Annotated in this window: 8 protein-coding genes; 7 read left to right on the top strand and 1 reads right to left on the bottom strand. The window is 63.8% G+C overall.

What is annotated here, in order from left to right; genetic code table 11:
- The first annotated feature begins 195 nt into the window (after positions 1-195).
- The 3 genes from QM685_RS10990 to QM685_RS10980 are packed head-to-tail and all read left to right on the top strand — an operon-like array spanning position 196 to position 4,128.
- Positions 196-1,155, top strand: a complete 960-nt coding sequence (locus QM685_RS10990) for a UDP-glucose 4-epimerase family protein (protein WP_415115658.1) — start codon at positions 196-198, stop codon at positions 1,153-1,155.
- 58 nt (positions 1,156-1,213) lie between these two features.
- Positions 1,214-2,236: an MraY family glycosyltransferase gene (locus QM685_RS10985; protein ID WP_415115656.1), complete on the top strand. Its 1,023-nt coding sequence runs from the start codon at positions 1,214-1,216 to the stop codon at positions 2,234-2,236.
- An 11-nt stretch (positions 2,237-2,247) separates the two neighbouring features.
- Positions 2,248-4,128, top strand: a complete 1,881-nt coding sequence (locus QM685_RS10980) for a polysaccharide biosynthesis protein (protein WP_415115654.1) — start codon at positions 2,248-2,250, stop codon at positions 4,126-4,128.
- A gap of 124 nt (positions 4,129-4,252) precedes the next feature.
- Here QM685_RS10980 and QM685_RS10975 read toward each other — a convergent pair whose 3' ends face one another.
- The gene (locus tag QM685_RS10975; RefSeq protein WP_415115652.1) at positions 4,253-5,353 is read right to left on the bottom strand and encodes an MraY family glycosyltransferase; all 1,101 of its coding nucleotides are present in this window, start codon (positions 5,351-5,353) and stop codon (positions 4,253-4,255) included.
- A gap of 287 nt (positions 5,354-5,640) precedes the next feature.
- Here QM685_RS10975 and QM685_RS10970 point away from each other — a divergent pair, with 287 nt between their 5' ends.
- From QM685_RS10970 to QM685_RS10955, 4 genes are all read left to right on the top strand, one after another.
- The gene (locus QM685_RS10970) at positions 5,641-7,200 is read left to right on the top strand and encodes a methyl-accepting chemotaxis protein (protein ID WP_415115650.1); all 1,560 of its coding nucleotides are present in this window, start codon (positions 5,641-5,643) and stop codon (positions 7,198-7,200) included.
- A gap of 914 nt (positions 7,201-8,114) precedes the next feature.
- Complete coding sequence (locus QM685_RS10965; protein WP_415115648.1) at positions 8,115-9,251, top strand: DegT/DnrJ/EryC1/StrS family aminotransferase; 1,137 nt, start codon at positions 8,115-8,117, stop codon at positions 9,249-9,251.
- A 278-nt stretch (positions 9,252-9,529) separates the two neighbouring features.
- On the top strand, positions 9,530-10,564 hold the full coding sequence (locus QM685_RS10960) for a dehydrogenase (RefSeq protein ID WP_415115959.1): 1,035 nt from the start codon (positions 9,530-9,532) through the stop codon (positions 10,562-10,564).
- Entirely contained in the window at positions 10,549-11,148 is a 600-nt protein-coding gene (locus QM685_RS10955) for a D-sedoheptulose 7-phosphate isomerase (RefSeq protein ID WP_415115957.1), read from the top strand. Before QM685_RS10960 ends, QM685_RS10955 begins: the two co-directional genes overlap by 16 nt.
- Positions 11,149-11,161 lie beyond the last annotated feature (13 nt).

The raw sequence follows: 11,161 nt of genomic DNA, 5'->3' as shown, positions 1-11,161 counted from the left end.
GCGGCGGCGGGTTTCGCCCGCATACAATACGTTCCCAGCCAGACTTCCTGAGAAAGCACCGTCGATGCCAGATTGTATCGTGTCTCCCCCGTCTTTCCCGCCGTGTTCCGGTGGGGCAAGTGCTGACGGCGCCCCCCTGTGTTCGCGGCGGCAACGGCGTGGCGCGGGCATCGCCGCGGCTTCGGGAGCGCGTCGATGAGCCTGCAGGTTCTCGTCACCGGCGCCAACGGCTTCGTCGGCAAGGCGGTGTCGCGCGCGCTGCTGCAGCGCGGAGACGGCGTGGTCGGCGTGGTGCGTCGAGCGCAAACCGCCGCCGAAGGCGTGCGCGAATGGCTGCTCGACACCGAAGACTTCGAAGGCATCGAGCCACGCTGGCCGGTCGGCTTCAGTTGCGACGCGGTGATCCATCTTGCCGCGCGCGTCCACGTGATGCGCGAGACCGTGGCCGATCCGCTTGTCGCCTATCGCGCGACCAATGTCGAAGGCGCGTTGCGCGTCGCCGCCGCGGCGCGCCGCGCGGGCGCGCGCCGCTTCGTGTTCGTGAGCAGCGTCAAGGCGATGGCGGAAGCGAGCACGGGCCGTCCCATCGGCGAAACGGACACGCCCGCGCCGGTCGATCCATACGGCATCTCGAAGCTCGAAGCCGAGCGCGCATTGTTCGACTACGGCCGCGCGTCGGGTCTCGAGATCGTGGTCGCGCGGCCGCCGCTCGTCTATGGGCCGGGCGTGCGCGCGAATTTCCTGCAACTGATGAACGCGCTCGCCAGAGGCATCCCGCTGCCGCTCGGCGCGGTCACGGCGCGCCGCAGCCTCGTGTTCGTCGACAATCTCGCGGATGCGCTCGTGCATTGCGCGACCGATCCGCGCGCGGCCGGCGAGACCTTTCACGTCACCGACGGCCGTGACCTCAGCGTGGCGGAACTCGCTCGCGCGCTCGCCACGCAGTTGCATGCGCCGGCTCGCCTCGTGCCGGTGCCGGCCGGCGTGCTGCGGGTGGCCGGCCGCCTGACCGGACGCTCGGCGCAGATCGACCGGCTGATCGGCGAATTGCGCCTCGACAGCTCGCATATCCGCGAGCGTCTCGGCTGGGTTCCGCCGTACACGGTCGAGCATGGCCTGCTTGAAACCGCCGCCTGGTATCGCGCCACGCACTGAGCACTGAGTGAGTACTGAGCTTTGGCCTGAATCTGCCTTGAACGCATAAAACCTATCGATGCCGCCCGTTTCGCATTCCGCCTTTTCCATCGTCTCCCTGCTGCCGTGGGGCGCCGCCGCGCTCGCCGCGTGCGCCGCGATCCTGTGGGCGCTGCTGCGCAGCGGCCTCGCGTGGCGGCTCGCCACCGACATCCCCAACGACCGCTCGCTGCACACGCGCCCCACGCCGCGCGTCGGCGGCTGGGGCATCGTGCCGGTCGCCGTGGTGCTGATCGGGCTCGCGGCGCCGTCGCTATGGCTGCCCGCGCTGGCCGCGGCGCTGCTCGCCGCGCTGTCGCAGATCGACGACCGCCGCGGCTTGCCCGCGCGCGTGCGTTTCGGCGGCCACGCGGCGGCGGTGGCGGCGCTCATCGCCGTGTATCCGGCCGACGTCCCGTGGTGGGCGCTCGCGTGTATGGCGGTTTTACTCGTATGGCTGGTCAATCTCTACAACTTCATGGATGGCTCGGACGGTCTCGCGGGCGGCATGGCGCTGTTCGGCTTCGGCGGCTATGCGCTGGCCGCGTCGGTGTCGGTCCATCCTGATGCGGCGCTCGCGGCGGCGAGCCTGATCGTCGCGGGCGCGGCGGCGGGCTTTCTGCTGTTCAACTTTCACCCGGCGCGCATCTTTCTCGGCGACGCCGGCTCGATCCCGCTCGGCTTTCTGGCCGGCGCGCTCGGCTACTGGGGCTGGCGCGAGGGCGTCTGGCCGGTGTGGTTTCCGGCGCTGTGCTTCGCGCCGTTCATCGGCGATGCGTCGGTGACGCTTCTTAAGCGTTTGCTGCGTGGCGAAAAATTTTGGCAGGCGCATCGGGAACACTACTATCAAAGACTGGTGCAGTCCGGCTTGGGACATGCATCGACTGCATGGACCTGGTATTTGTTCATGGCGGCGGGCATAATGCTTGCTTTATGGGCACTACAATTCACTCTCGTGTATCAATGGCTGGTGGTCGTTGCATGGGCGGTTGTGCTGGTCGTCGCGGGGTTGTGTATTGATCGCCGCTGGCGGCGCCATATGTCCCGTTCCGGGCAAACCTGAGGTTCTGCGCAATGAAAAGCTTCAAAGCCAGGTGGCTTTCGTTCAGTGCGTTTGCGTTCGACCTATGCGCGGTGGCCATGACGTGGATGCTGGCCTATGTGATCCGGTTCAACGGGCCGGTGCCCGCGCCGTTCTGGTCGAGCGGAATGCATGCGCTCGTCTGGGTGCTGCTGATCTACGCGGTGATGTTCCGCAGCTACGGCCTTTATCGCGGTATGTGGGTGTTCGCGAGTCTGCCCGATCTCGTGCGGATCGCGAAGGCGATCGGCGTCGGCGCGCTGGTCGTGATGATCGCCTCGGCGCTGTTGCAGCCGCTGCCGATCGTGCCGCGCTCGGTGCTGATCGTCTCGCCGATGCTGCTGTTCCTGACGATGGGCGGCTCGCGCGCGCTCTATCGCGCGGCCAAGGAGTTCTATCGCTACGGCGGTCTGGTCGGGCAGGGCAAGCCGGTGCTCGTGCTCGGCGCGGGCAATGCCGGCGCGAACCTCGTGCGCGAGCTGAAGCGTTCGGGCCAATGGCGCCTCGTCGGCCTGCTCGACGACGATCCGATCAAGCAGGGCCGTGAAATCTACGGCTATCGCGTGCTCGGCGCGATCGGCGACCTGCAGAAAATCAGCGCGGAGCTGAAGGTCGAGCACGCGATCATCGCGGTGCCGTCGGCCTCGGTCGAAGCGCACCGGCGCATCGCGACGCTGTGCGTGCGCGCGGGCGTCAGGGCAATGACGCTGCCCGCGCTCACGCAGCTTACGCAAGGCCAGGCATTCCTGTCACGGGTCCGCCAGATCGACCTCGAAGACCTGCTCGGCCGCGATCCGGTGACGATCGACACCGATCACGTCGAGGCGCTGCTGAAGAACCGCGTCGTCATGGTGACGGGCGCGGGCGGCTCGATCGGCTCGGAGCTGTGCCGGCAGATCCTGCGCTTCGGCCCGGTGCAACTGGTCGCGTACGACATCTCCGAGTTCTCGATCTATCGCCTGAATGAAGAGCTGCGCGACAAGTATCCGGAAGTGTCGGTGGTGCCGATCATCGGCGACGTGAAGGATTCGCTGCTGCTCGATCAGGTGATGGCGCGCTACTGCCCGCATATCGTGTTTCATGCGGCCGCCTACAAGCACGTGCCGCTGATGGAAGAGGTCAATACGTGGCAGGCGGTACGCAACAACGTGCTCGGCACGTATCGCGTCGCGCGCGCGGCGGTCCGTCATGACGTCGCCCACTTCGTGCTGATTTCCACCGACAAGGCCGTCAACCCGACCAACGTGATGGGCGCGAGCAAGCGGCTTGCCGAGATGGCGTGCTCGGCGCTGCAGCAGCAGGGCGCGCGGCGCACGCAGTTCGAAACGGTGCGCTTCGGCAACGTGCTCGGCAGCGCCGGCAGCGTGATTCCGAAGTTCCAGGAGCAGATTGCGCGCGGCGGTCCGGTGACGGTCACGCATCCGGAGATCACGCGTTTCTTCATGACGATTCCGGAAGCGTCGCAACTGGTGTTGCAGGCGTCGAGCATGGGGCGCGGCGGCGAGATCTTCATTCTCGACATGGGCAAGCCGGTGCGTATCGCCGATCTCGCGCACGATCTGATTCGCCTGTACGGCTTTACCGAGGAGCAGATTCGCGTCGTGTTCACGGGCCTGCGGCCCGGCGAAAAGCTCTACGAGGAATTGCTCGCGGATGAGGAAACGACCACCCGCACGCCGCATCCGAAGCTGCGCATCGCGCAGGCGCGCGAAGTGCCGGACAGCCTGCTCGACAATCTGCTGCCGTGGCTGATGCAGCATCGCGTGCCGTCCGACGACGAAGTGCGCCGCGATTTGCGGCGCTGGGTGCCCGAGTATCAGCCGGCGACGGCTGCGACGCTGCGCAGCGTGACGCCGGTACCGCGGGCGTCGTAGATAAGTAAGTGCACCGGCGCGCGAGGTTTTCGCCGTTGCGCGAGCCGCTGAAGAAAGCCGTCGAAGCACCAACGGAAAAGGCGCCCCGGGGCGCCTTTTCGCGTTTCTCGTCTCTGTTCGCTGCTTACCGTTTCTGCTTCCTCACCACCATCCATCTCGGCGATCTGAACCGCACGATGCTCACGTACAGCCACACATAGGTGGCCGCGAACACCACGACGAAGCAGAACAGGTGCAGCGTGTGCCGCCAGAACAGCGTCGCCGGCACGACCGCGATCAGGCACAGCAGCCATAGATACGGCGATGTCAGCGAATTGCGGCGCGTGAGCTCGCGCGCGGTGCGCGCGCCGACGGCCCAGCGCATCAGCCGCTTGTAGACCAGCATATGCAGATGCACGCCGTCCGGAATGCCCGGCGACATGCCGCGAATGAACTTCTTGCGGTAGATCGAGAAGCAGGTCTCGAAGATCGGGTACATGAAAAGCAGCACCGGATACCACGCGGACACGTCGCGATTGCGCATCACCAGCATGATTGACAGCTCGGCGAGCATGAAGCCGATGAAGTACGCGCCGCCGTCGCCGAGAAAGATCAGCCCGGCCGGGAAGTTCCAGATGAAGAAGCCGAGCACCGCGCCCATCATCATGAACGATGCGGACAGCACGACCGGATCGGACACCTGGAACGCGACGTACGCGAGCGACGCGAACATCATGAACGCGACCATCGATGCAAGCCCGTTGAAGCCGTCGATGATGTTGATCGCGTTGGCGAGCGCCGCGACCGCGAGCACCGTGACCGCGAACGAGATCGCCGCGTACGACAGCAGGAAGTCGAGCGGCGGCACGCTGATGCGCGTGACGGCGATATCGAGCAGGAGGAACGCGAGCGCGGCGGCGGCCATCGTGCAGACGAGTCGCGCGAGCGGCGACACGCGCTTGGTCAGATCTTCGACGAGCCCCGAGCCGAACGCCGGCATGCCGCACGCAATCAGGCCGAGAATGCTGCCGGACACGGCCGGATACGCGTGATGCAGTTGCACGGCGGAGACGATCAACCCGACCAGAATCCCGGTCCCGCCGATGCGCGGCACCGGATGCGCGTGGAATTTCTGCACGCCGGCCAGATCGGTATCGGTCGAGAACTTTTCATGCAGATGCGCATAGCGCACGATCAACAGCGTGATCAGCAGGGAAACGAGAAAGCCGAGCGCAAAACTGAGCATGAAAGTGGGCCTGAGCGAAGACGCGGAATTATACAAACGAAACGTAGCGCGACCGGCGCGCATCGGCTGGGCGAAGCTTTCACGCGCGGTCGCGAAAAATCCCAGATAGTGATGCCGCAACCGGCTGGAGAGGCGCGCCAATGCTGGCCCCTCATGGATTTCCCTTATGCGGTGCGCGCGCGCAACAGCCGTAAACCTGGATGCGGCGAAGTGTAAGCCGCGCCCGTTTGCGCGCGCGCGTTGCCAACCTGTGTCGCCGCGGCCAGGCAAGACGTTCCGGAGATCCAATGCTAAACAACATCACAATTCGTGGCGGGCTGACGCTGGTGATCAGCGTGTTCGTCGCCTTCCTGCTGACGGTGATCGCTGTCGGTTACGGCGCGCTGAAGCTCGCCAACGACAGCCTCGACGACACCCAGCGCAGCACCGTCGCGCTGTCGCATCTGAAGGCGAGTTCCGAGAAGCTTCTGCAGGTGCAGCTCGCGTTGGGCACCTTCCAGACGCTGTTCAGCGTCGGCAAGCAGACCGACGGCATGCTGCCGGCCGCGCACAAGGTGCTGTCCGACTCGAACAACGACTTTCGCAACTACATGGCCGGGCCGTTTTCGAGCGACGCCGAGCGCAAGCTCGCGCAGAGCGTCGGAGAGGCGCGCGCCGCGCTCGTCGACAAGGCGCTCGAGCCGGAATTCAAGGCGCTCGCCGATTACGACTTCAACACGTTCCGCAACCTCCAGGGCGACACCGCGAACACCCTTTACGCGACCTACTCGAAGGCGATCGACACGCTCGGAAACGCGCTGATCGACAACCAGCATCAGCAGGCCGCGACCGGCGCGCGGCGCTTCGAGCTCGCGACGCTGCTGTTCGGCGCGATCGCGGTGATCGGGCTCGCGGTCGGCGTGGCGGCGCGCGTCGCGTTGTCGGCCGCGCTGATCAAACCGGTCAACGCAACGGTCAGGCACTTCGAACGCATGGCGGCCGGCGACCTGAGCGTTGCGATCAAGGTCCGCTCGCGCAACGAGATGGGCCAGTTGCTCGGCGCGCTGACGCGGATGCGCGACGGTCTCGTCGAAACCGTGGCGAAAGTGCGCGGCAGCACCGGAGCGATCACGCAGGGGGCGAACGAGATCGCGTCGGGCAACGCCGACCTGTCCGCGCGTACCGAGCAGCAGGCGGCCGCGTTGCAGGAGACCGCGGCGAGCATGGAGCAGTTGTCGGCGACCGTGAAGCAGAACGCCGACAACGCGAAGCAGGCGAACCGCCTCGCGCACGGCGCGCTCGACACGGTCACGCGCGGCGGCAAGGTGGTGTCGCGCGTCACCGAAACGATGGACGGCATCAGCGAATCGTCGCGCAAGGTCACGGAGATCATCGGCATGATCGAAGGGATCGCGTTCCAGACCAATATCCTCGCGTTGAACGCGGCGGTCGAAGCAGCGCGCGCGGGCGAGCAGGGGCGCGGCTTTGCGGTGGTGGCCTCGGAAGTACGCAGCCTCGCGCAGCGCTCGGGCGCGGCGGCCAAGGAGATCAAGGAACTGATCGGCGAATCGGCGGCCAAGGTCGAGGAGGGTGCGTCGCTCGTGTCCGATGCGCAGAAGACGATTCAGGAAGCGATGAAAGCGGTCGAGCGCGTAACGGGCGTGATGAGCGAGATCGAAGCATCGGCGCTCGAGCAGAGTGACGGCATCGAGCAGGTCAACAAGGCGGTGTCGCAGATCGACGAGGTCACGCAGCACAACGCAGCGCTCGTCGAGCAGGCCGCGGCGGCTGCAAAGTCGCTGGAAGAGCATGCGCTGGCATTGCGCGATGCAGTGTCGGTGTTTCGGCTCGACGCGCAGGTTGAGTAGGCCGGACGGCCATTAACGCGGCGCGGCTCCGGGTCGCCGCCGCCGCGCAACGTGTGCATCGACTACGAGTCGGGAGACAAGCGCCGTCGCGTGGAAGGCCGCCGCGGCATCGCGAGCGGAACGAATCAAAAGAATCTTCGCGAAACGCGATCTTGCAATCCGTCATGCAGAAGAGACTGCCTGACGTGGTGTGTCTGCCCATTCCATATCCCGGTGTCCTTCGCGGCCACGCTCTTCGGATAACTCCAGATACTTTTCGGAAATTCAGCACTTTCGTCGGGGCGGACCACGTTTTCCCTGGCTGGCAGGCGTTCGCTCGTCACGGCTCCGACTCAGTGCTGGCGGTCTTCAGGGCCAACGAGTTCTCCGGGTTTCGATGAGCGTCGGCGAGAACGATAAAAGCGCGCGTCGCCGGCAAACCCGGCCTTCTCCATTGAGATCTGATCGACGTTAAGCCGGCCATAGCCGCTCAATCCGCACGCGCCTCTCCGCCGCGGCGGTAACAGATGTTGTGTTGTGCAGCGCACGGATCGCGCGGAGAACGAACCTTAATCTACCTACCAACGGCAGAGCACGGGCGCCCACGATTACGAGCGACCCGCTAACTGCATCAGGCTCGTCCTGATTCGGTCCGGATTCCACGGCGACGGAGTGCAACGAAGATTAAGACGTTCTGCATAAGGTTGACCGATCAGTGTGCGCGCATGCCATTTTCGAGCTTGCGTTCGCGACGGATCTTCCAATCCGCTATGGCAGAGGCAACAACAATAACTTAAGTCGATAAAGACAAGGGCGACACTCGAAGTCCAGACCGGACGGCGGGCGTTGAGAGTGAGCGGCGATAACAGTGGGTATCAGACCGCTCAGCATTTCTTTCTATCGTTGGTTTTTGCCGTTGATCATAGGACGCAACTATGAACCTCAAATATCCGGTCTATTCTCCTTACCTCAATGGTCGCGAGAAAGCGCTGGTGATGGACTGTCTCGATTCGACATGGATCTCTTCGAAAGGCAAATACGTAGGCCAGTTCGAGGAATCGTTCGGATCCTGGCTCGGCGCGCGGCACGCGATTACCGTCAGCAACGGCACAGTCGCGCTGCACGTCGCGCTGGCTGCCTTGGGCATCGGTCCGGGCGACGAGGTACTGGTTCCGACCTTGACCTACATTGCGTCCGCGAATGCGGTGAAGTACACCGGCGCGGATGTGGTTTTCGTCGACAGCGAACGCGAGTACTGGCAGATCGACATCGAAGATGCCGAGCGCAAGATCACCAGCAAAACCAAAGCGATTATGGTGGTGCATCTCTATGGCCAGGCGACCGACATGGATGCGGTCATGGCGCTGGCGAAAAAGCACTCGCTGTATGTGATCGAAGACTGCGCCGAAGCAATCGGCACGCGGTTTGACGGCACACACGTGGGCACGATCGGCGACGTCGGCTGTTTCAGCTTTTTCGGCAACAAGACGATTACGACCGGCGAAGGCGGCATGGTGGTCACCAACAACGCCGAGCTCGACCGGAAAATCCGCCATCTCAGAAGCCAGGGCGTGAGCAGCGAGCGCGAGTACTGGCACGACGCAATCGCCTTCAACTATCGGATGACGAACGTGGCCGCGGCAATCGGGTGCGCGCAGATGGAGTCCATCGACGACCTGATCGCGAAGAAGCAGCAAATTGCCGAATGGTATCGGCAGGGTCTGGCCGGATTGCCCTTGCAAGTGCACCGCACTCATCCGCGCACGCTGCACAGCTACTGGATGGTATCGATACTCGTCGACGACGCCGGCGACCGTGACGCGTTGCGCGCCGCGCTCCAACGCGACGGTATCGAAACCCGTCCGCTCTTTTATCCGCTCCATCAAATGTCGATGTACGCGGTGCCGGGCCAGCATTTCCCGGTTGCCGACGAGATTGCGAGCCGGGGCATCAACTTGCCGAGTTACCCGGCGCTGATGCGCGACGACATCACGTTCATCTGCGAGCGGGTGCGTGACTTCCTGGTCGGACAGCACTCGAAAATGGAACCTTTGGTGGAAGCAAAAGGTTGAAAAGTTGATCACGGAATCCGGTTTTCGTAGCGGCGACGCAGTGCTTTGCAACGTGGTCGCCCGCTCGATGCCATTCGTTATACCGATGCACCTGATTGCGGCCCGGTTTTGAAGAAGTTGCTTTCGGTGAGTAATTGACGGACGGAGAAGAAGTTTTTGACGGCAGATGCGGATCCATTGCCAAGCATTCCTCATCTGCCAATCGATTACTGACTGAAGAGCACTGTCCGTTCATAACAGGTTCACATGGCCGCTCTATTGCCGAGGAAGGACAAATCATGACGCACTTTATCGCCCGCTCCCGCGCGCCCCTGCGGCTTGGACTGGCTGGAGGTGGAACCGACGTCTCGCCATACTCCGATCGTTTTGGCGGACTCACGCTCAACGTAACGATCGACAGGTTTGCCTATGCGTCGATCGTGCCGCGCGACGACGCGAAGATCGAGCTGACCGCCGCGGACACGCAGGTGAGCTGGATCGGAGAGATTTCGTCCGAACTCCCGCCGATCAAGGGGCTGGGGTTGCATGTCGGCGTGTACAACCGGATCGTCAGGCAATTCAATGGCGGGCACCCGCTGGCCGTATCGATCACCACGCACTCCGAGGCGCCTCCGGGATCCGGACTGGGTTCATCGTCGACCGTGGTGGTGGCGCTCGTGCAGGCGTTTTGCGAGCTGCTTTCGCTGCCGCTCGGCGAATACGATGTCGCGAAACTCGCTCACGACATTGAACGGGTCGATCTTGCCCTCGCGGGCGGCAAGCAGGACCAGTACGCGGCGACCTTCGGCGGCCTGAACTTCATGGAGTTTTACGGCGACAAGGTCATCGTGAACCCGCTGCGAATCAAGCAGGATACGAAGGCCGAACTGGAAGCGTCGCTCGTGCTGTTTTATACCGGCGTCTCGCGTGAATCGGCCAATATCATCAAAGAGCAGACCAACAACGTGGTGGAGAATCAGACCGATCCGCTTGCCGCTCTTCACGAAGTCAAGGCTGAAGCGACCAGAATGAAGGAGGCCGTGTTGCGTGCCGACTTCGCCGGCATTGCCGCCTCGATGAGCGACTCGTGGGAAGCGAAGAAGCGCATGGCCAAAGGCATTTCCAATCCGTCGATCGACGAATTGTGGCGAATCGCCACCAACGCGGGCGCGAAAGCCGGCAAGGTCTCGGGCGCGGGAGGCGGGGGTTTCATGATGTTCTTCGTCGATCCGATCGACCGTCCGGCTGTGACGCGCGCGCTTGGCAGCCACGATGGTCAGGTCATGTCCTGCACGTTTACCGAAAACGGCGCCCAATCCTGGAGAATATCGTGAGCATTTCCGTCACCAACGAAATCGAGAAGACCGTTGCGGTTCTGAGCGCGCTTGCCAACAGCCCGCAGGTGATCGAGAAGGTCGAAGCACTGGCGCAGCAGGTCACCAAAGCACTGCGCGCCGGTAACAAGGTATTGCTGGCCGGCAACGGCGGCAGTGCGGCCGACGCGCAGCATATTGCCGGTGAGTTCGTCAGCCGGTTCAATTTCGATCGGCCGGGATTGGCGGCGTTTGCGTTGACCGTCGATACGTCCGTGATGACGGCGATCGGCAACGACTACGGCTATGAAAAGCTGTTTGCGCGGCAGCTCGAAGCTGTCGGCCGCCCCGGCGACATCTTCTGGGCGTACTCGACGTCCGGCCGCTCGCCGAACATCCTGCGCGCGCTCGACGTTGCGAAGGAACGCGGCATGTTCAGCGTCGGCTTCACGGGCAGCCATCCGGAGGGCGCGGCCCTGATGCGCGCGCGCACCGATCTGTGCATCGAGATTCCGTCGACGTCCACGCCGAAGATTCAGGAAGGCCATCTGGTTTGCGGCCATATCGTCTGCGGTATCGTGGAAGAGAACATCTTTGCATCATGAGCAGGATGCTTCC

The sequence above is a fragment of the Paraburkholderia sp. genome, from assembly GCF_047605525.1.
Lineage (GTDB): Bacteria > Pseudomonadota > Gammaproteobacteria > Burkholderiales > Burkholderiaceae > Paraburkholderia.
Note: the sequence above shows the minus strand (reverse complement) of the source record. Positions and strands in the feature narration are given on the sequence as shown.

Bases quoted from the DNA above. Each gene is read 5' to 3' on its own strand.
- QM685_RS10985 (WP_415115656.1), top strand. From the start codon at position 1,214: ATGCCGCCCGTTTCGCATTCCGCCTTTTCCATCGTCTCCCTGCTGCCG.
- QM685_RS10990 (WP_415115658.1), top strand. From the start codon at position 196: ATGAGCCTGCAGGTTCTCGTCACCGGCGCCAACGGCTTCGTCGGCAAG.
- QM685_RS10965 (WP_415115648.1), top strand. From the start codon at position 8,115: ATGAACCTCAAATATCCGGTCTATTCTCCTTACCTCAATGGTCGCGAG.
- QM685_RS10975 (WP_415115652.1), bottom strand. From the start codon at position 5,353: ATGCTCAGTTTTGCGCTCGGCTTTCTCGTTTCCCTGCTGATCACGCTG.
- QM685_RS10970 (WP_415115650.1), top strand. From the start codon at position 5,641: ATGCTAAACAACATCACAATTCGTGGCGGGCTGACGCTGGTGATCAGC.
- QM685_RS10960 (WP_415115959.1), top strand. From the start codon at position 9,530: ATGACGCACTTTATCGCCCGCTCCCGCGCGCCCCTGCGGCTTGGACTG.
- QM685_RS10980 (WP_415115654.1), top strand. From the start codon at position 2,248: ATGAAAAGCTTCAAAGCCAGGTGGCTTTCGTTCAGTGCGTTTGCGTTC.